The organism is Ilumatobacteraceae bacterium, assembly GCA_033344875.1.
GTDB lineage: Bacteria > Actinomycetota > Acidimicrobiia > Acidimicrobiales > Ilumatobacteraceae > Ilumatobacter.
In genome coordinates this window covers 3,054,877-3,074,480 of sequence record JAWPMO010000001.1, presented here as the reverse complement: position 1 = coordinate 3,074,480, position 19,604 = coordinate 3,054,877, and the positions used below count along the sequence as shown (strand labels likewise).

Sequence of the window (19,604 nt, the reverse complement as noted above, 5' to 3'; positions counted from 1 at the left end):
CGCTGTGGATGACCGTTCAGCCGAGGTCGTAGGTGGCGACGGTGCAGCTGACGGCGAAGATCGGGATCGGTTCGCAGAAGTGCACGGTTCCGGTGGCACCCCCGGCCGCGGCGGCGACCGTGATGAACGTGCGGATCTCGAATCCGCCCTGCCCGGCGTCGGTGTAGACGGTCAGGTCGTCGTAGTCGAGGAGGGCCGCGCGATCGTTGCGGCACCAGCGGTCCATGAAGTCGAGGTCCCACTCGACGTTGATCTTCCCCGAGTCGGGGGTGGCCGGCCAGTGCGAGATGCCGCCGGTGCCGATGACGGCGATCCGTTCGGGGAGCTCGTCACAGGCCGCTCGGATCGACTCGCCGAACGCCCATGCCCGATGCAGCGGCGTCAGCGGCGGCCCCTGGCAGTTGACGTTCACGGGGATCACCGCGACGTCGTAGCGCGGGGTGAGGAAGTGCAGCGGCACCATGATCCCGTGGTCGAACTTCCATTCCTCCGCGTAGCTGACGTCGGACGTCTGCATCACCCGGGTGATGAACCGCTCGGACAGCTCGCGATCGCCGGGCACACGGCGGCGCTCGATGCCGAGCCATTCCGGATCCTCGATGGGTCCGTCGTAGTGATTGGCCATCCCGATCGCGAACGACGGCATGTTGTTCATGAAGAAGTTGGCGAAGTGCTCGGCCGCGACGATCACGATCGCGTCGGGTCGCGCCGCTTCGAGGTCGGCGCGCATGCCGTCGAACGCGGCGGAGAAGCGGTCGCGGACATCGGGGTCGGCCTGGTCGGCGCGTCCGGTGATGCCGGGCGCATGCGAGCAGACCCCCGCGAAGACGAGCGGCATCAGCGCGCTCCTTCCTGGTCGTCGGGCCCGTCGTGTTCGTGGACGGGCGCGACGACCTCGTCGACGCCGGTGGTCATCGCGTAGACCCCCTCGCGGACCGGACCGTGCTGCGCGATCCCGTCGCGCATCCGTTGGAGGTAGTCCTGCCACTCGATCTTGTGGAGTGCGGCGAAGTGCATGAGGATCTGACCGTTGACGCCGAGGTGGAACAGCCGACCGATGTCGGGTTCGACCAGTGCCGCGGCCTCGTCGTCGGTGAGTTCGTACGGTTCGAGTACGGCTCTGGGGTCGTCCCGGTAGGCCGCCTGCAGCGTCTCGGACCGGTTGAGTTCGTACAGGAACTTCTGGGTCGCATACAGGCTCACGGCGCGACGCCGTCCCACTCGAGTTCGAGCCGTTCGGGCCCACGGAAGGTGATGTTGGGGAAGTAGGTCAGCTCCTGGTCGGCGGCGAGCCGGAGCGACGGCACACGTTGACTGAGCAGTTCGAGCGCGATCCGGGCCTCCATGCGTGCGAGTCCGGCGCCGAGGCAGAAGTGGATGCCCTTGCCGAACGAGATGTGGCGGTTGGCGTGCGCCCGGTGGATGTCGAACTCGTCGGGATCGACGAACACCTCGGGCTCGTGGTTGGCCGACGCGAAGTTCAGCAGGAGGCGCGTGCCGGCCGGCAGGTCGACCCCGCCGAGTGTCGTCGGTCGGGTCGTGATCCGCCGCCACGACACCTGGCTCGACTCGAACCGGAGCGTCTCCTCGACGGCGGCCGCAGCGAGCGAGGGGTCCTCGCACAGGGCGTCCCACTGCTCCCGCCGCGGGAGGAGGCAGCGGAGCGTGTTGCACAGGAGCGCGGTGACCGGGTCGTGGCCGGCGAACGAGATGCCGTAGACCACCGACTCGACCTCGCGGTAGGAGATTCCGGTGCCGTTCGACGGGTCGGGGTCGGCATCGTGCGCGTCGAGGAGTTCGGAGGTGAAGTCGTCGCGTCGGTCGTCGCGGCGAGCGGCCACGAACTCCCGGCAGTACCGCCAGTAGTCGACCATGCCCTCGGCGATCGCGACCTGTTCGTCGGCGGACGGTCGACCCCAACTGAACGCCCGTCGGTTGACGCACCACTGCTTGATCATGGCGTCGTCGTCCTGCGGGAAGCCGATGAAGCGGAAGACGATCTCGGCGGGCAGCGGGAACGCGAGCGCGGCCACGTACTCGGCCCGGTCGCCCGATGCCAGCATCTCGTCGAGCAGGGCCGACGCACGTTCGCGCATGTACGACTCGAGCGACTTCAGTCGACGGTTGGAGAAGCCGCCCCGGGTGTAGACCCGGATGCGTGCGTGATCGGGTTCCGGGCGGTTCGACATGACGGCGATCGGGTCGTAGTCGGGGGCGTCGAGCACCGCCACCGCCTCGGGTGCGAGGGGGAACACCGGGTCCTGCACGTTGGCCGAGGCGTAGACGTCGGGGTGGAGGAACACGTGCTCGATGTCGGCCATCCGAGTCACGACGACGTGTCCGAGCCGTTCGGAGTAGAAGATCGGATGCTCGTCGCGTAGTGCGTTGGCGATCGGGTACGGATCTGCGAGGTAGTCGGCGTCGAGCGGCGACCACTCGCGGTTCATCGGGCATCCGGTCGGGGCGGCGGCGATCGAATCGGGCGCCCGGTGGTACGTGTTCGACGACGTCATGATCCGGCTCCGATGTCGGCGGTGCGGCGGAGGAGGTCGTACAGCTGGTCGAGGTCGGCCCGACCGAGCTGCGAACCGATCTCGGCGTAGACGGTTTCGCTGTGCGGGGCGATCGCGGCGACGAGTCGGCGTCCGGCACCGCTGATCGCGACCTGCGATCGACGTGCATCACCGCGATCGGTCGACCGGGTGATCAGCCCACGATCGTCGAGCGTCACCAGCATGCGCGACAGGCTCGGCCCGAGGAGGAAGGTCCGGTCGACGAGCTCGCCGACGGTGACGGGTTCGTCGGCGTCGTCGAGCGCGCGCAGCACGCGCCACTGCTGTTCGGTGACGTCGTGAGCGCCGAGGATCGGGCGGAATTGCCGCATGATCGATTCGCGGGCACGCAACAGCGCCATCGGGAGCGACTCGTCGAAGCTGCGCAGTCCGGTCTCCGCGAGCGGCGCGGTGGCGTCGCCGGGATCATTCATCACGGACGCCGTTGCGGAGGGTGCCGAGTTCGGGCACCGTCACCTCGACGACGTCGCCCGGCGCGAGGAACCGGGGCGGGTCGAAGCGAGCGCCGGCGCCGGTGGGGGTGCCCGTGAAGATCAGGTCGCCCGGCTCGAGGCTGCAGAACGTGGAGAGGTACTCGATCTGGTACTCGATCGGGTACGCCATCGTGGCGGGGGAGTCGTCCTGACGGAGCTCACCGTTGACGTGCGTGGTGAGGTGGAGGTCATCGAATGCCCCGATCTCGTCGAGCGTGACCATCCACGGCCCGATCGCGCCGGACGACTCCCAGTTCTTGCCCTGCGTGACGTTGAACTTCGCGTGCCTGACCCAGTCGCGGATCGTGCCCTCGTTGCCGAGCGTCAGCCCGGCGATGTGTTCGCGGGCGCGCTCCCGCGGGATGCGCCGACCGCCGCACCCGATCACAGCGACGATCTCGCCCTCGTAGTCGAGTTGCTCGCTCTCGGGCGGCCGCACGAGATCGTGCTCGTGACCCGTGAACGACGCCGGGAAGCGCACGAACACGCTCGGCTTGTCGGGTGCTTCCTGCCCGTCGCGGTACTCGGCGTTGCGGCCGCCGTAGTTCACGCCGATGCAGAAGATCTTGCCGGGTGACGGGAGTGTCCGCTCGTAGGAGATGTCGTCGAGCGCCACGTCGGGTGTGGCGTGGGCGACCGCGGCGCGCGCCTCGTCGAGCCGCTCCTGACGCAGCAGATCCGACAGGTCGCGGACGCCGTCGATGCGGTGCGTCAGGTCGACGACGCCGCCGGCGAGGAGGGCCCCGTACGCCGCTCGACCTTCGTGGGAGTAGCTCAGCAATCGCATGTTGCGTCCATACTTAACATGTTAGATAATGGAACGCAATGCCGCATCTGACGATCGAGTACTCGGCCAACGTCACCGACCACGTGTCCATCGACGCGCTGGTCGATGCGTTGCACGACGCCGCGCTCGGCACGGGGATCGCCGCGCTCGATGCGCTCCGCACCCGTGCCGTGCGCCGCGACCACTACGCGATCGCCGACCGACACCCCGACAACGCCTTCATCGCCGTCACCGCTCGCCTGGGGGCGGGCCGCAGCGCCGACGACCAACAGCGGTTGCTCGATGTGCTGATGACGGCGCTCGATGACACCGTCGGTGCCGCCGGCCGCACGATGATGCTGAGCGTCGAGTACCAGGAGATCGACCCGGAGCGCCGGATCAACCGGAACCACCTCCGCGAGCTGGTTCGTGAGCGCACCACGAACGACCCGACCGCGACCGAGGAGCCCTGATGGCCGTCACGAAGACCTTCGACGAGTACACCGCGATCGCTCGTGACGAACTCGAACGATTCCGATCCGCCACGTTGCTGCACTTCGTCGGCGGAACCCACCTCGCCAGTGCGTCGGGCGACACCTTCGACAACCTCTCGCCCGTCGATTCGTCGACGCTCGGCTCGGTCGCGTCCGGCGATGCCACCGACATCGACGCCGCGGCGCAGGCGGCACAGTCGGCGTTCGCCGACTGGTCGGGTCGCCCGGGCAAGGAGCGCAAGCGGATCCTTCACCGGGTCGCCGACCTGATCGAGGAGCGCGCCGACGCGATCGCCGCGGTCGAGTGCGTCGACACCGGCCAGACCATCCGGTTCATGTCGGCCGCCGCGATCCGCGGTGCCGAGAACTTCCGCTTCTTCGCCGACCACGCGCCCGACGCGGGCAACGGCCGGTCGATGCCCGACGAGCACCACGTCAACTTCTCCACGCGGACGCCGATCGGCCCCGTCGGCGTCATCACGCCATGGAACACGCCGTTCATGCTGTCGACCTGGAAGATCGCACCGGCGTTGGCGGCCGGTTGCACCGTCGTGCACAAACCCGCCGAGTGGAGCCCCTACACGGCAGCGATGTTGTCCGAGATCGCCCACGAGGCCGGTCTCCCCGCCGGTGTGCTCAACACCGTCCACGGGTTCGGCGAGACCGCCGGCAAGGCGCTCACCGAACACCCGCTGATCCGAGCGATCGCGTTCGTCGGCGAGTCCGTCACCGGCTCGATGATCCAGGCGCAGGGTGCCCCAACGCTCAAACGGGTCCATTTCGAACTCGGCGGCAAGAACCCGGTGATCGTGTTCGACGACGCCGATCTCGAGCGGGCGCTCGATGCCGTCGTGTTCATGATCTACAGCCTCAACGGCGAGCGCTGCACGTCGTCGAGTCGGCTGCTCGTGCAGTCGTCGATCCACGACGAGTTCGTGGCGGCCCTGAGCGAGCGTGTCCGGGCCCTGCGGGTCGGTCACCCGCTCGACCCGACGACCGAGATCGGCCCGTTGATCCATCCCCGGCACTGCGAGAAGGTCCGGAGTTACCCGACCAAGGCCGTGGAAGACGGTGCCACGGTGCTCGTGGGCGGCGGCGATCCGATCGATCCGGCCGGCAACTACGTCAACCCGATGCTCTTCACGAACGCGACCAACGAGATGCGCATCGCCCAGGAGGAGATCTTCGGACCGGCGCTCACGGTGATCCCGTTCGGTGACGAGGCCGAGGCGGTCGCGATCGCCAACGACGTCGACTACGGCCTCGCCGGCTACCTGTGGACCGGCGACACCGGGCGCGCCCATCGAGTTGCGCGCGACCTCGAGGCGGGAATGATCTGGGTCAACAGTCAGAACGTCCGTCATCTGCCGACACCGTTCGGCGGTACCAAGGCCAGCGGCATCGGTCGCGACGGTGGACCGGAGCACTCGTTCGAGTTCTACACCGAGACCAAGAACATCTCGGTCGCGTACGGCACGCACGCGATCCCGAAACTGGGGAAGATCTGATGGCCGTCACCCTCTCGCCCGACCAGATCGCGTCGATCGCGGCCGATCACGAACGGGCACGACGCACCGTCACACCCATCGACCCGGTGACCCGACGGCATCCCGACATGACGCTCGACGACGCGTATGCGATCCAGTCGGCCTGGATCGACCTGCAGGTCGCCGACGGTGCGACCGTTCGCGGCCACAAGATCGGTCTCACCAGCCGCGCGATGCAGATGGCGATGCAGATCGACGAACCCGATTTCGGTGCGCTGCTCGATCACATGTTCCTGGCGAACGGCGCCACGCTGTCGGCCGCCGATTATCTCGACCCCAAGATCGAGGTGGAGTTCGCGTTCGTGCTCGACCGCGCACTCGTCGCCCACGAGGTCACCGGCCGGTTCACGGTCGACGACGTGTACGCCGCGACGTCGCACATCGTGCCGGCGCTCGAACTGATCGATGCGCGCTCCCACCGGATCCATCCGGTCGACGGTCGCCCGCGGACGGTGCGCGACACGATCTCCGACAACGCGGCCGATGCGGGCATCGCCGTCGGGGATCGACCGGTGTCGGTGGCCGACGCCAGGGAGGGCCGGCTGCGGTGGTCGGGTGCGATCTGCTCGCGCAACGGGGTGGTCGAGGAGACCGGCCTCGGCGCGGGTGTCCTGAACGACCCGGTGATGGGCATCGTCTGGCTCGCCGACCGCCTCCACGGCATCGGCGTCACACTCGAAGCCGGCGAGACGATCCTCGCGGGTTCGTTCACGCGGCCGGTCGATTGCCGCGCCGGCGATCACATCGAGGCCGACTTCGGCGACCTCGGTGTCGTTACGCTCGACTTCGCCTGATCGAAGGAGTAGGAGTACCGCATGCAGACACAGCTGTTCATCGGTGGGGAGTGGCGCGACGGTTCGTCCGGCGCAACGGTCGCCGTGACCAACCCGGCGACGGGGGAGCACATCGCCGACGTCGCCGCGGCGACGACCGACGACGCCGCCGCGGCCTGCGAGGCCGCCCACGTCGCGCAGCAGGCATGGGCCACGGTCGCGCCGCGCGAGAGAGCCGAGATCCTCCGGCGCTGCTGGGAGCTCATGATGGAGCACCAGGAGGAACTCGCCGGCCTGATCGTCACCGAGCAGGGCAAGCCGCTCGCCGACGCCCGCGGCGAGGTCGCGTACGCCGCCGAGTTCTTCCGCTGGAACTCCGAGGAAGCAGTGCGGATCCGGGGGTCGCTGACGACCGCCCCGTCGGGTGCGAACCGGATCATCGTGCACCATCCGCCGGTCGGTGTGGTGGTGATCGTCACGCCGTGGAACTTCCCGGCGGCGATGATCACCCGCAAACTCGCTCCCGCACTCGCGGCCGGCAACGGAGTGGTCATCAAGCCGCCGACGGAGACGCCGCTCACCGCCCTGCGGATCGCGGAGTTGCTGACCGAGGCCGGGGTACCCGGCGGCCTCGTCAACGTGACCGTGGCCGAGAGTTCGGGCGCCTGGTTCGATGCCGCCGTCGATCACCCGGCGACTCGCATGGTGTCGTTCACCGGTTCGACGCCGACCGGACAGAAGCTCCTGAAGCGGGCGGCCGACCGGGTCCTCAAGTCGGTCATGGAACTGGGCGGCAACGCACCCTTCATCGTGTTCGACGACGCCGACATCGACGCCGCGGTCGAGGGTGCGATGGTCGCCAAGATGCGGCACTCGGCCGAGACGTGCACGGCGGCGAACCGGTTCTTCGTGCACGCCGACGTCGCCGATGAGTTCACCCGCAAGTTCGCGGCGGCGATGGGTGAGATCACCGTCGGTGACGGGTTCACCGATGGTGTGGAGTGCGGTCCGTTGATCCACGACGAGGCCGTCGACAAGGTCGCCGGCCTGGTCGACGAAGCGGTCGCTGCCGGCGCCACGATCGAACTGGGCGGCGCCCGCCTCGATCGCCCGGGGAGCTTCTACGCGCCCACCGTGCTCGCCAACGTCGCGCCGGATTCCCCGATCACCCGCGAGGAGATCTTCGGGCCGGTCGCACCGATCATCACGTTCACCGACACCGACGAGATGATCCGTCAGGCGAACGACACCGAGATGGGGCTCATCGGTTACGTGTTCACCAGCGACCTGGCCCGCGGTCTCGCGGTCAGCGAGCGCATCCAGGCCGGGATGATCGGCCTGAATCGCGGTTCGGTCTCCGACCCGGCGGCGCCGTTCGGTGGCATGAAGCAATCGGGACTCGGCCGCGAAGGCGCGAGCGAGGGCATCTACGAGTTCTGCGAGACCCAGTACATCGCCACGTCGTTCTGATCGACCCGGACCCCGAACGGAGCGAACCTGGTTCGCTCCGTTCGCAGACTCAGAGGTAGCGCTCGACCGGTTCGAGGTTGGTGTAGACGGTCTTGATCTGCGTGTAGTGCTCGATCGCCTGCTCGCCGTTCTCGCGACCGATGCCCGAGTGCTTGTACCCCCCGAACGGGATGGATGCCGGCATCGTGCCGTAGTCGTTGATCCACACGAACCCGGCCTGGATCGCGTTGGCGACGCGGTTGGCCCGTGAAATGTCGCGGGTGAACACGGCGCCGGCGAGGCCGTAGTCGGTGCCGTTGGCGCGGGCGAGCACTTCGTCCTCGTCGTCGAACGGCAGCACCGACATCAGCGGGCCGAACACCTCGTCGGTGACGAACGCCATGTCGTCGGTGCAGTCGGCGAACACGGCCGGCGTCACGTAGTTGCCACCGGCAAGCGCCGGGTCGTCCGGCACGACCCCGCCGACGACATGGCGTGCGCCCGAGTCGAGCGCGGCCTGCATGTATCCCATCACCTTGTCGCGGTGCTCGGCGCTGACGAGCGGACCGATCATCGTGTCGGGATCGAACGGATCACCGACCGACCACCCGGCGACCCGCTCGGCGAGACCGTCGAGGAACTCGTCGTAGACGCCGCGCTGCACGAACACGCGCGTGCCGTGTGAACAGACCTGGCCGGTCGAGTAGAAGTTGTTGGTGAGCGCCGCGTTGCGGGCGCTGTCGACGTCGGCGTCGTCGAACACGACGATCGGCGACTTGCCGCCGAGTTCGAGCGTGACCTGCTTGAGCGACCCGGCCGCGTCGGACATCACGATCTTGCCGGTGCCCGCCTCGCCGGTGAGCGAGACCTTGGCGACGCCGGGGTGGCGGACGAGCATCTGGCCGACGCGCGCATCTCCCTGGACGACGTTGAACACACCGGGCGGCAGGCCGGCCTCGAGGTAGATCTCGGCCAGGAACCCAGCCGAGATCGGGGTGACCTCGGCCGGCTTGAAGATCATCGCGTTGCCGCATGCCAACGCCAGCCCCGACTTCCACATCGCGATCTGGATCGGGTAGTTCCATGCGCCGATGCCGACGCACACGCCGAGCGGCTCACGCCGCATCCGGGCGAAGCCGCCGGGGAAGTCGACCGTTTCGCCGTGGATCGCCGGGACCAGGCCGGCGTAGAACTCGATGACGTCGGCACCGGTCGGCACGTCCTCGGTGGAGGTCTCGCCGATCGGGCGGCCGGCGTCGAGCGTGTCGAGTGCCGCGAGTTCGTCGTTGCGGTCGCGGATGATGTCGACGGCGCGGCGCAGGATCCGGCTGCGTTCGATCGCCGGCATCGCCGACCACACGGCGAACCCGGCCGCGGCCGACTCGACGGCGAGTTCGACCTCGCGCTCGCCGGCCTGTTCGACGTCGCAGATGACACGGTTGGTCCCCGGATGCCGGGTCTCGAAAGTCTCGCCGCTCGTGGACGGGACGTACTCAGCGCCGATGAACGATCGGCGGGTCTCGAGCGCTGTGTCGGCGTTCACGGTCGACGAAGGGGCCATGTCCGGAACCTACCGAACCGGCGGGCCGTTCGGATCGGCGGCAGACAGGCCGCCCGGGCCCGGGAGCGATGGTGCCCGCGACGCGTCAGTCGTCGGTCGTGGCGGTCGGGGTGTCGCGTACGAAGCGCACCAACGACTCGCCGACCACCGTTGCCGCGATGTCGAGGAAGCGTGCACCGTCGGCGCCGTCGAACACCGCCGGATCGTCGGTGTAGCCGTCGGTGTCACTCCATCCGGTCGGGCGCTCGGTGCGGTACGCGGCGGCCGGGCTGCGCGGGTCGGTCGCGCCGAACGCCACCGACGGCGGCGGCAATCGGTCGAACGACCGGTCGAGGATGTTCGTCATCATCGCGGTCTCGAAGCCACCGGCGTGGCCGGGCATCAGGGCACCATCGGCCGCGCCGGCGTCGACGAGCGCCGCCCTGGCGATCTCCCACCACGAGCCGGCACCGACGGCGATGCCGAACTCCTGCGCGCCGTCGCGGGCCGCGAGCACGACCACCTCCTGGTTGCCGCCATGGCCGTTGAGGATGAACACCCGCTCGAACCCCGAGGCGCTCGCGGTGCGGATCAGGTCGCGCAGCACGGCGAGCAAGGTCGACGTGGAGAGCGACAGGGTCCCACCGAACGGAAGGTGATGATCGGAGCATCCGAACGCGACCGGCGGTGCCACCACGACGCGATGCCCGTCGGCGCGCTCGGCCGCGAGGTGTGCGATGGACTCGACCTGGAACGTGTCGGTCCCGACGGGCAGGTGCGGGCCGTGCTGTTCGAGCGCACCGACCGGGATGACCACCAGATCCGGTGGTTGCTCGCTCAGCTCCGTCCGTGTGGCGAGGGAGAGTGCGTGGGGAGGCATCGCCGGACCGTACCGCACGTCCGTCGGCCCGGAACCCACCGGCCCGGTCGGGTGCTACTCGATGCCGAGCGACTCGCGGGCGGTGCGAACCGCCCACTTGTAGTCGGCCTTGCCGTTCGGGCTCCGGTAGAGCGTGTCGACTCGGACCACGTGCTTGGGCAGCTTGTACGCCGACAGACGACCCCGCAAGGCGTCGACCAGGTCGGTGTCGGACACGTCGACACCGGCGGCGAGCTCGACGACCGCAGTGACGGCCGAGCCCCACTTCGGGTCGGGCACGCCCACCACGTTCGCGTCGGCCACGGCGTCGAGCAGCTTCAGGGCTTCCTCGATCTCCTCGGGGTACACCTTCTCACCGCCGGTGTTGATCGAGACCGAACCGCGTCCGAGCAGCGTGACCGTGCCGTCGGCCGCCACCGTTGCCCAGTCACCGGGGATCGACCAACGCCGCCCGTCGATCTCACGGAACGTCTCGGCCGACTTGGCCGGGTCGCCGTAGTAGCCGAGCGGGATCGGACCGCCGACGGCGAGCAGACCCTGCTCGCCGGATCCCGGCTCGACCCGGCGACCATCGGTGGTGAACACGGCGGCGTTCGGGCCGAGCGTGAACGTCGCCGTCTCCGTGTCGGTGCCACCGGCGTCCGACTGCTTGGCAGCGAAACCGACCCCCTCGCTCGACCCGAGCGAGTCGTAGCAGCTCAGCGGGGATCCCTGCGCCTTCGCATGGGCGAGGAGTCGGTCTTTCACCGGCTGGCTCCACATGACGCCCGATGACGTCACCGACCGGACCGACGTGAGGTCGACCTGGTCGCCGGCGGCGCGGCGGCGGTCGAGTTCGTCGACCATCGGCGCGCAGAACACGTCGCCGACGATCGTCACGGCGGTGCAGTGCTGTGACTCGACCGTGCGCCAGAGGTCGCCGACGTCGAGACGTCGGTTCGGTGTCGTGACCACCGAGCCCCCGGCGAGCAGCGTCATCAACGCACCGATCCCGGCGGTGCCGTGCATCAGGGGTGATGCAGCGAACTGGCGGGGCGACGAGCCGTTCGCGTCGATGGCGTCGATGATGCCGGGCAGGTCGGCGAGCGACTCGGGCACCGGTGCGCCCGCAGCGGCGAACACCCGGGCACTGACCGCCACCACGCTGCGGTGTGGCCACATGACGCCCTTTGGATGTCCGGTGGTCCCGCCGGTGTAGAGGATCCAGAGGTCGTCGGCGGAACGGTCCACCCGCGCTGCCGGTTCCGACGACGCGATCAGGTCGTCGTACACGACCGCCCACGGGGCGACCTCGGCCGGATCGCCGCCGACCTGGACCCACAACTGCACGTCGGGCAACCGGTCGCGGACGTTGGCGAAACGGTCGGCCAGCGCGACGTCGAACACGACCGCCTTGGCGTCGCTGTTGTCGACCAGGTACTCGAGTTCGGCCTCGACGTATCGGTAGTTCACGTTGCACGGGGCGGCGCGGACCTTGAAGGCAGCGAACTCGGCTTCGAGGTACTCGTTGCCGTTGTAGAGCGCAAGCGCGACGTTGTCGCCCGGGCCGACCCCGACGCGGGCGAAGGCTCCCGCGAGCCGTGCGGCTCGTGTCTCGAACTCGGTCCACGTGCGCGACACACCGCCGCAGTGCAGTGCGAGTGCCTCGCCACGGTGATCGGCGGTGGTCTCCCACGCGGTTGCCAGGTTGAAGCTCATCGTCGGTCGGTCCGCCGGGTCAGGCGAATGCGTCGAAGACTTCGGCGAACGCCTTGGCCTGGCCGCCCGAGGTCGACGAGGGAACCACGACCGGCGCGGTGACCCCGGCGTCGAACCACGCCTCCACACCTTCGCGCACCTGCGAAACCGAACCGGACAGCGTGCAGTCGTCGAGCCAACGGTCGCTCATCGCGGCGAGGACCGCATCGTGGTCACGGGCTTCGAGACCGGCTGTCACCGCGGTCATCTCCTCCTCGTAGCCGGCCTCGATCCAGTAGTTGCGGTAGTTCGGGAGTCCGACGTAGCCCCGGAGGGTCTTGCGGTTGCGAGCCCGCGCGGCCTCGATGTCGTCGTCGATGACGGTGGGGATCATGTTGCCGATCCAGAGGTCGCGGCCATCGGGGATCAACCCGAGGGAGTGCTCCATCCGGCTCCGCGACCCGTTGGCCCAGACCGCACCGTCGGCGATCTCCGCGGCGAGCCCGACCATCTTGTCGCGCAGGGTGGCGAGCACGACGGGAGGCAACCCGCCCATCTGCTCGGCGGCGACCTGCATCGTGCCGACGTACTCGCGCATGTCGGTGAGCGGCTTGCCGGTCTCGACGCCGAGCCGTTTGACCACCGGTCCGTGGGTCACCCCGACGCCGAGCCGGAAGCGGCCCTCGGCGATCTCGTGGAGGTAGCTCGCCGAGGTGGCGAGCGCGGCCGGGTGCTGCAGGTAGATCGGCTGGATCGACGTGCCGAACTCGATCGTGTTCGTCACGTGCGCGATCGAGAGACACAGACCCATCGCATCGCCGAAGCTGGGACAGTAGATGCCGGAGAATCCGCGCCGTTCGATGTCGGCGGCGAGTTCGAGGATCTGGGCGCGCCGGCCGGGCACGGCGGCGATCGAGAGGGCGGGCATGCGTTCGGTCATCCCGGTGAACCTACGCGGGCGGAGTCGGCCCCGCCGAGTTCGGTCGGACCGGACATCAGGCGCGTCGTGCGACGACGTGGACGAGTTCGGGGGTCCCGTCGTGGGTGCCCGTCGCGAGGTCGACGAACCCGTGGCGACGCAGGTGCTCGCTGAACGACTCGGCCTGCTCGACCGTCCAGCCGTGGCTCGCTACACCGTCGGCGTCGGGGTCGTCGATCCGCCGTTCCATCGCCACGAACCGGCCACGGGGTGCGAGCACCCGGTGAACCTCGCGGATGCCGGCCTCGAGGTCGACCCAGTGGTGCACGGTCGCCAACGACCACACGGCGTTCGCCCACCCGTCGGCGACCGGTACCGACTCGGCCGTGCCGACACGCCACGACGTGCTCCCGTCGCGCAGCCAGCGAAGCCGTGCGACACGCAGCATCACGCTCGCCGGATCGACGCCGACCACCTCGGCGCCGAGTTCGTCCGCCGCGTGCACGGCCGTGCCGGGCCCGCAGCCGATGTCGACGAGACGGTCGCCGGGCGCGAGTTCGGCGAGCTCGATCGCCAGCCGAGCGGCTTCGTCTCGGCCCGAGAGGAACCGGAATGCGGCCAGCAGGCCGCTCACCCCGGAGAATCCTCCGTGCGAGGCGTGGTGGTTGGGCACCGGTCGGTCGGACGTGTTCGCAGCCATGGATGCCACCTTGACAGTTGAACCCGGCTTCACGTCAAGTGGTGCCATGCAGAAAAGTGCCGAGGCCGATCCATCGACGAGTCCGCTGCCGATCGGCGCCGTCGCCGCGTTGACCCGCGTCGCAACCTCGACGCTCCGGTACTACGAGCGCCGCGGCCTGGTGGTCGCGGACTCGCGGGAGTCGGGACGGCGGCGGTACGAACCGGCCACCGTCCGCCGTGTCGTGTTCGTCCAGATGCTGCAGGACGCCGGGCTGTCGCTCGACGAGATCCAGGCGATCCTCGACGCCGACGACAACGCCTCGTGGAAGGCGATCGCCGACGAACGGATGGTGCTGCTCGACGAGGAGATCGCGCGGCTGCAGCACGCCAGGCGACTCCTGGACGGTGCGCTCCTCTGCCGGTTCGATCATCCCCTCGACGAGTGTCGGATCATGAACGAAGAGATCGACCGCCGCCTCGACCCCTCCGGCGAAGGCGGACGCGCGTGGGCCGGGCCGCCCGCGGACTGAGCCCTCGTCGCTGCGGTCGGGCCGCGTCCGATCTGAAAGGCTGAACCGTGTGAGTGCCACCCCCGACGATTTCGATGTGATCCGGGCCGAGGTCCGTCGGCTGTGCGACAAGTACGGCAACGAGTACTGGCGCGGTCTCGAGCCGGACCGGTACCCCGAGGAGTTCGTCACCGAGCTGACCGCGCAGGGGTGGCTCGCCGCGCTGATCCCCGAGGAGTACGGCGGGGGTGGGCTGAGCCTGTCGGGCGCCTCGGTGATCCTCGAGGAGATCGCGGCGAGCGGTGGCAACCCCAGCGCCTGCCATGCGCAGATGTACGTGATGGGCACGCTGCTCCGGCACGGCTCCGACGAGCAGAAGCAGCGCTACCTGCCGAAGATCGCGAGCGGTGAGCAGCGGCTGCAGGCGTTCGGCGTGACCGAACCCGAGGCCGGCTCGGAGACCACGAAGATCCGCACGCGCGCCGAACGCGACGGTGACGTCTGGCGCATCAACGGTCAGAAGATCTGGACCTCGCGGGCGCTGTACTCCGACCTGATGATCCTCCTCGCCCGCACCGGCCCTGCCGACGACGACGACCGTCTCGGCGGGCTCTCGGTGTTCCTGTTCGAACTCCGGGGCGCCGACGGCGAACTGGTGCCCGGCGTCACGATCAACCCGATCCCGACGATGATGAACCACAGCACGACCGAGGTGTTCTTCGACGACCTCGAGATCCCGGCCGACTCGCTGGTCGGCACCGAGGGCCGAGGGTTCCGGCACATCCTCGACGGGATGAACGCCGAGCGGATCCTGATCGCCGCCGAGTGCATCGGCGACGGCACGTTCTTCCTCGACCGGGCGAGCGAGTACGCGCGCACCCGTGAGGTGTTCGGTCGCCCGATCGGATCCAACCAGGGCGTCGCGTTCCCGCTCGCCAAGGCGTACGCCAATCTGCGTGCCGCCGACCTCATGCGGTGGAGGGCCGCCGAACTGTTCGATGCCGGCGAGCCGTGCGGCGCCGAGGCCAACATGGCCAAGATGCTCGCCTCGAACGCGTCGTGGGAGGCCGGCAACGCAGCGCTTGACACACACGGCGGCTTCGGGTTCGCGGTCGAGTACGACATCGAGCGCAAGTTGCGCGAGACCCGGCTCTACCAAGTCGCGCCGATCAACAACAATCTCGTCCTCGCCTTCGTCGCCCAGCAGTGCCTCGGCCTCCCCAAGAGCTACTGATGAGCGCACCACTCGACGGGGTGATCGTCGTCGCGCTCGAACAGGCGGTCGCCGCGCCGCTGGCCACGCGTCACCTCGCCGACCTGGGCGCGACCGTGTTGAAGGTCGAGCGACCCGGCGTCGGTGACTTCTCCCGCAGCTACGACACGAAGATGAACGGCGAGTCGACGTTCTTCGTGTGGGCCAACCGCGGCAAGCAGAGCATCGAACTCGACCTCAAGGTGCCCGCCGACCGTGCGACGTTCGACGCGCTCGTCGCCGGTGCCGACGTGTTCGTCCAGAACCTCTCGGCCGCGGCGGGCGTGCGGGCAGCCGTCGACGCCGTGGGCCTGCATGCGCTCCATCCGCACCTGATCGCGTGCGAGATCACCGGCTACGGGCGCGGCGGCCCGCGTACCGACGACAAGGCCTACGACCTCGCGATCCAGGCCGAGGCGGGAGCGATGGCGCTCACCGGCTCGGCCGACCAACTCTCGAAGGTCGGGTTCTCCGCGGCGGACATCTCCGCCGCGATGTACGCGCTGAGTTCGATTCTCGCCGCGCTGTACCGGCGCAGCGTGACGGGTGAGGGAGCGGCGATCTCGCTGTCGATGTTGGAGTGCCTGACGGAGTGGACGGCACCGGCGGTGTACTCGGCTGCACACACCGGGGTCGTGCCCGAACGTGCAGGGCACCGACACGCGTTGATCGCCCCCTACGGGTTGTACGAACTCGGCGACGGCGGTTCCGTGCTGGTCGCGGTGCAGTCGAATCCGGAATGGGCGTCGTTCGCGACGACGGTGCTCGGCGACCCGGCGCTGGTCGACGACCCGCGCTTCGTCGACAACGAGGACCGGATCGCCAACGTCGAGGCGCTCGAGCTGGAGATCGAGCGGGTCTTCGGCACGCTCGATCGCGACGCCGCCGCCCGGCGGCTCACCGAGGGTCGTATCGCCTGGTCACAGGTGCGCGACCCGATCGAGGTCTGGAACCACGAGCAACTCGCCGCCCGAGATCGACGGTTCGAGGTCGAGCACCCGACCGGAACGGCGGCGATGCTGCTCCCGCCGTTCAACATCTCGGGTCTGCCCGATCCGTCGACCTCGATCCCGGCGCTCGGTGAACACGACCGGTCGCTGGTCGACGAGATCCGGCACCGTCGCCGTCCGTGAACGTGTTGTCGGCTCCGGTTGCGGCACACTGTGAACATGAGTACGGAGAACACCGGCGGCGTCGAGTCGCTCGGAGCGGACGGCCCGTCGCCCGACGGCTCGCCGGTCGTGCAACCCGGGGGGTCGCTACCGCCGCCCACGACGCATGCCGAACCGATCGCACGCGAGGTCAGCGACCTCTCCGATCCCGACTCGCCGGTCCTCGTCGGTGTCGCGTTCCAGCAGCGGCTGATGGCGCAGGAGTACCTGATGGCCATGAGCAGGCTTCGGACCGAGGGGTCGCTCCAGCTGAAGGACGCGGTCATCGTCGAGAAGCACGACAACGGTGACGTCAAGGTCACCGAGACCATCGACCCGACACCCGGGCGAAGCGCGCTGAACGGTGCGATGTGGACCGGCTTGCTCGGTCTCTTCGTCGGTGGGCCCGTCGGCTGGATCGCCGGGATCGGGATCGGCGCCGGAGCCGGCGCTGTCACCGCCAAGGTCATCGACCTCGGCATCCCCGATGCGTGGGTCGACTGGTTCAAGCAGGCGGTGCAACCCGGCACGTCGGCCGTGATCATCCTCGCCGAGCAGGTCGACGTGCACGCGCTGGAGCGTGAGGCCCGTCGGTTCCCCGGTGCCGAGCTGATCGAGTCGACGCTGCCCGAGGCAGCCATCGCGGATCTGGCTGCTGCGTTCGAGCAGCACTGACTCGGCGTCAGGCCGGCGTCACCAGCGGAGGACGACGGCGACGCCGTCGTCGAGGACCGCGACCGACGGGACGACGACGATGTCGGCGCCGGTGGCCAGTGCGCGGCTGATGCAGCGGTCGATGAGGCGGTCGTTCGACGTCGTGTCGGCATCGTCGTGCACGAGGAGGGTGTCGACTCGGCCGGCTTCGAGTGCGGCGAGGACGTCGCCGTCGAAATCGTCGGCGGTCGCCATCGACTGCTTCGCTCGTTCGATCGCTGCCACGGCGTCGGAAGCGGCGACGTCGGCGGTCAATCGGGTCACCGCGTCGGCGATGCCGTCGACGTCGCCCTGCTCGATCGATTCGACCGAGTACTCACGGTTGTTCACGAGTCCCTCGATCGACTCGACGACCATCGACCTGGCGCGGGCGGGCCCGGCCACGGCGACGAGACGGGCATCGACGCGGCGGGCCAACTCGTCGGCCGCCTCGGCGATGTCGTCGGCGTTCTCGTCCCACGTGTTCTCGGCTCGCTGCTGGAAGCGACGCTGCGACCATCCACCGGGGTGACCGCGATGGATGTGCTCGGTGTCGCCCTCGACGATCTCGCTGTCGAGCAGCCGACCACCGTCGAGTGCCGTGAGGCTCGCCCCGGCCTTGTCGGCGTCGACGACCACGTGCGCGACCGTGCGCTGGCGTGACTCGATCAGCGGAGCGAGCCGAGGCAACGGGCCTTCGAACACACGGGGTTCGACCGCGTCGTCGATGAACTCGACGTGGGTCGGTCCGCCGGTGGCGTGGACGACGATCACCGAGGCGCCGGCGTTGTGCGGCAGCGCGGCGAGTTCCTGCTCGAATCGAGCGAGGTCGTCGCTCGGCCAGTCGTCGCTCACGTCCTTCAGCGCGTTCTTGCAGCGAACGGCGAAGCGTTCGGCGGCGTCGGCGTGGCGACTCGGGGCCGGGAGGAGCAACGTCAGGAACGGGCCTTCGGCGTCGGTCAGCGGCTGCAGGTCATCGAGAGAAGCGCTCATGGCGGGAGCATCCCCGTAGCGCGAGAGCGCCAAACGTACGCGGTCACCCGGTCGGGTGATGCGTGCGAGTCGCGCCGCGTGCGACGCGACCGCCTGCGATGACCCCCGATGACCGGGGCGCGGTTTACCGGGGTGGTGCCGGGGGTACGCGCCCGCTCATGACAACACAGCGAACCATGATCCGCCCCATGCTCGCCGGCCTCGCGGTCGTCGGACTCTCGCTGGGCGCCACGGCGTGCAGCGATGACGACGGCAACGACGACGACATCGACAACCCCGTCGACGGCGTCGACGATCAGATCGACGACGGTGCCGAGAACATCGAGGAAGAGATCGACAGCGAAACCGATGGAGAAACCGACGACGACGGCTGACGTCGACGTCACCACATTTCTGATCGGCAGCGAGGCCATCCGACGATTCGTCGGGTGGCCTCGTCGCGTCGGGCGTCAGTCGGTGCGGCGGGTGAACACCGGAGCGTCGGGTGTCGACTGCTCGGGCGCGAACTCGTAGCCGTCGCTCGAGAAGTCGGTGAGCGCCGAGATCGTGGTGATGCGCTCGCGCACGATCCACCCGGCCATCGCGCCACGGGCCCGTTTGGCGAAGAAGCTGATCACCTTGTAGTCGCCGCCGCCCTGTGCGTCGAGGAACTTCGGGGTGACCACACGCCCGTCGACCCGATCGGGCTGGACGGCGCCGAAGTACTCGTTGGACGCCAGGTTCACGAGCGCCGGGGTACCGGGGCTCTTCGCGAGATCACGGTTGAGCTGGTCGGTGACCTTGTCGCCCCAGAAGCTGTACAGATCGCCGCCACGTCCGTGCTGCACCTTGGAGCCCATCTCCAGGCGGTACGGCTGGATCAGGTCGAGTGGCCGCAGCACGCCGTGCAGACCCGACAGGATCCGGAGCACCTTCTGAGCCTGCGTGAAATCGCGCTCGTCGAACGAGTTGGGGGCGTCCAGGCCGATGTAGGTGTCGCCGTTGAACGCGAGGACCGCCGGTCGGGCCGGGTTCGGCGTGGTGGGCGGCTCCCACTCCTGGAAGCGTTCGAAGTTGAGTTCGGCCAGCGCCGGCGAGATGGACATCAGCGCCGACAGATCGTCGGGCGTCTGCCGCGACATGATCGACACCAGTTGTCGTGCCTCGTCCATCATCGTGGGGACGGTGTACTTCTTGGTCGCGAGGGGCGATTCGAAGTCGAGGGCTTTGGCGGGCGAGACGACGATCAGCACCC

Annotated in this window: 21 protein-coding genes; 9 read left to right on the top strand and 12 right to left on the bottom strand. The window is 68.9% G+C overall.

What is annotated here, in order from left to right; all coding sequences use genetic code 11:
* Positions 1 to 16: 16 nt before the first annotated feature.
* From R8G01_14570 to R8G01_14550, 5 genes are read right to left on the bottom strand one after another with little or no spacing between them, the layout of a single operon-like run.
* Positions 17 to 838, bottom strand: coding sequence for a hypothetical protein (locus R8G01_14570; GenBank protein MDW3215222.1), 822 nt, complete (start codon positions 836 to 838; stop codon positions 17 to 19).
* Positions 838 to 1,203 carry a hypothetical protein gene (locus tag R8G01_14565; protein MDW3215221.1) on the bottom strand — a complete coding sequence of 122 codons (366 nt, stop codon included), beginning with the start codon at positions 1,201 to 1,203 and terminating at the stop codon, positions 838 to 840. The genes R8G01_14570 and R8G01_14565 overlap by 1 nt, the downstream gene beginning before the upstream one ends.
* Entirely contained in the window at positions 1,200 to 2,513 is a 1,314-nt protein-coding gene (locus tag R8G01_14560; GenBank protein ID MDW3215220.1) for a cytochrome P450, read from the bottom strand. Before R8G01_14560 ends, R8G01_14565 begins: the two co-directional genes overlap by 4 nt.
* The gene (gene hpaR, locus R8G01_14555) at positions 2,510 to 2,986 is read right to left on the bottom strand and encodes a homoprotocatechuate degradation operon regulator HpaR (GenBank protein ID MDW3215219.1); all 477 of its coding nucleotides are present in this window, start codon (positions 2,984 to 2,986) and stop codon (positions 2,510 to 2,512) included. The genes R8G01_14560 and hpaR overlap by 4 nt, the downstream gene beginning before the upstream one ends.
* A complete protein-coding gene (locus R8G01_14550; GenBank protein MDW3215218.1) occupies positions 2,979 to 3,833 on the bottom strand; it encodes a fumarylacetoacetate hydrolase family protein in 855 nt (284 codons plus the stop codon). Before R8G01_14550 ends, hpaR begins: the two co-directional genes overlap by 8 nt.
* 38 nt (positions 3,834 to 3,871) lie before the next feature.
* Between R8G01_14550 and R8G01_14545 the strand changes: the two genes are divergently transcribed.
* From R8G01_14545 to R8G01_14530, 4 genes are read left to right on the top strand one after another with little or no spacing between them, the layout of a single operon-like run.
* Complete coding sequence (locus tag R8G01_14545) at positions 3,872 to 4,285, top strand: 5-carboxymethyl-2-hydroxymuconate Delta-isomerase (GenBank protein ID MDW3215217.1); 414 nt, start codon at positions 3,872 to 3,874, stop codon at positions 4,283 to 4,285.
* Positions 4,285 to 5,814 carry a 5-carboxymethyl-2-hydroxymuconate semialdehyde dehydrogenase gene (hpaE, locus tag R8G01_14540; GenBank protein ID MDW3215216.1) on the top strand — a complete coding sequence of 510 codons (1,530 nt, stop codon included), beginning with the start codon at positions 4,285 to 4,287 and terminating at the stop codon, positions 5,812 to 5,814. The genes R8G01_14545 and hpaE overlap by 1 nt, the downstream gene beginning before the upstream one ends.
* The gene (locus R8G01_14535) at positions 5,814 to 6,647 is read left to right on the top strand and encodes a hypothetical protein (protein ID MDW3215215.1); all 834 of its coding nucleotides are present in this window, start codon (positions 5,814 to 5,816) and stop codon (positions 6,645 to 6,647) included. Before hpaE ends, R8G01_14535 begins: the two co-directional genes overlap by 1 nt.
* 21 nt (positions 6,648 to 6,668) lie before the next feature.
* The gene (locus R8G01_14530) at positions 6,669 to 8,096 is read left to right on the top strand and encodes an NAD-dependent succinate-semialdehyde dehydrogenase (GenBank protein MDW3215214.1); all 1,428 of its coding nucleotides are present in this window, start codon (positions 6,669 to 6,671) and stop codon (positions 8,094 to 8,096) included.
* Positions 8,097 to 8,145: 49 nt separating this feature from the next.
* On the opposite strand, the gene betB is transcribed toward R8G01_14530, so the two are convergent.
* The 5 genes from betB to R8G01_14505 all read right to left on the bottom strand — a co-directional run bounded on the left by betB (position 8,146) and on the right by R8G01_14505 (position 13,791).
* On the bottom strand, positions 8,146 to 9,636 hold the full coding sequence (betB, locus tag R8G01_14525; GenBank protein ID MDW3215213.1) for a betaine-aldehyde dehydrogenase: 1,491 nt from the start codon (positions 9,634 to 9,636) through the stop codon (positions 8,146 to 8,148).
* An 85-nt stretch (positions 9,637 to 9,721) separates the two neighbouring features.
* Positions 9,722 to 10,495, bottom strand: coding sequence for a creatininase family protein (locus R8G01_14520; GenBank protein ID MDW3215212.1), 774 nt, complete (start codon positions 10,493 to 10,495; stop codon positions 9,722 to 9,724).
* A gap of 54 nt (positions 10,496 to 10,549) precedes the next feature.
* Positions 10,550 to 12,193: an AMP-binding protein gene (locus tag R8G01_14515; protein MDW3215211.1), complete on the bottom strand. Its 1,644-nt coding sequence runs from the start codon at positions 12,191 to 12,193 to the stop codon at positions 10,550 to 10,552.
* Positions 12,194 to 12,212: 19 nt separating this feature from the next.
* Positions 12,213 to 13,112, bottom strand: a complete 900-nt coding sequence (locus R8G01_14510; GenBank protein ID MDW3215210.1) for an LLM class flavin-dependent oxidoreductase — start codon at positions 13,110 to 13,112, stop codon at positions 12,213 to 12,215.
* Positions 13,113 to 13,167: 55 nt separating this feature from the next.
* Positions 13,168 to 13,791 (bottom strand): class I SAM-dependent methyltransferase, encoded by a 624-nt coding sequence (locus R8G01_14505; protein MDW3215209.1) that lies wholly within the window; start codon positions 13,789 to 13,791, stop codon positions 13,168 to 13,170.
* A gap of 46 nt (positions 13,792 to 13,837) precedes the next feature.
* On the opposite strand from R8G01_14505, the gene R8G01_14500 reads away from it, so the two are divergent.
* From R8G01_14500 to R8G01_14485, 4 genes are read left to right on the top strand one after another with little or no spacing between them, the layout of a single operon-like run.
* Positions 13,838 to 14,302 carry a MerR family transcriptional regulator gene (locus R8G01_14500; GenBank protein MDW3215208.1) on the top strand — a complete coding sequence of 155 codons (465 nt, stop codon included), beginning with the start codon at positions 13,838 to 13,840 and terminating at the stop codon, positions 14,300 to 14,302.
* Positions 14,303 to 14,351: 49 nt separating this feature from the next.
* A complete protein-coding gene (locus R8G01_14495; GenBank protein ID MDW3215207.1) occupies positions 14,352 to 15,515 on the top strand; it encodes an acyl-CoA dehydrogenase family protein in 1,164 nt (387 codons plus the stop codon).
* Complete coding sequence (locus R8G01_14490; protein MDW3215206.1) at positions 15,515 to 16,666, top strand: CaiB/BaiF CoA-transferase family protein; 1,152 nt, start codon at positions 15,515 to 15,517, stop codon at positions 16,664 to 16,666. Before R8G01_14495 ends, R8G01_14490 begins: the two co-directional genes overlap by 1 nt.
* A gap of 36 nt (positions 16,667 to 16,702) precedes the next feature.
* A complete protein-coding gene (locus R8G01_14485) occupies positions 16,703 to 17,359 on the top strand; it encodes a DUF1269 domain-containing protein (GenBank protein ID MDW3215205.1) in 657 nt (218 codons plus the stop codon).
* A gap of 18 nt (positions 17,360 to 17,377) precedes the next feature.
* Here the strand turns inward: R8G01_14485 and R8G01_14480 are convergent, their stop codons facing one another.
* The gene (locus tag R8G01_14480; GenBank protein MDW3215204.1) at positions 17,378 to 18,370 is read right to left on the bottom strand and encodes a Vms1/Ankzf1 family peptidyl-tRNA hydrolase; all 993 of its coding nucleotides are present in this window, start codon (positions 18,368 to 18,370) and stop codon (positions 17,378 to 17,380) included.
* A 176-nt stretch (positions 18,371 to 18,546) separates the two neighbouring features.
* Between R8G01_14480 and R8G01_14475 the strand changes: the two genes are divergently transcribed.
* A complete protein-coding gene (locus R8G01_14475) occupies positions 18,547 to 18,744 on the top strand; it encodes a hypothetical protein (GenBank protein MDW3215203.1) in 198 nt (65 codons plus the stop codon).
* A gap of 75 nt (positions 18,745 to 18,819) precedes the next feature.
* Here the strand turns inward: R8G01_14475 and yaaA are convergent, their stop codons facing one another.
* Positions 18,820 to 19,602 carry a peroxide stress protein YaaA gene (yaaA, locus tag R8G01_14470; protein MDW3215202.1) on the bottom strand — a complete coding sequence of 261 codons (783 nt, stop codon included), beginning with the start codon at positions 19,600 to 19,602 and terminating at the stop codon, positions 18,820 to 18,822.
* Positions 19,603 to 19,604 lie beyond the last annotated feature (2 nt).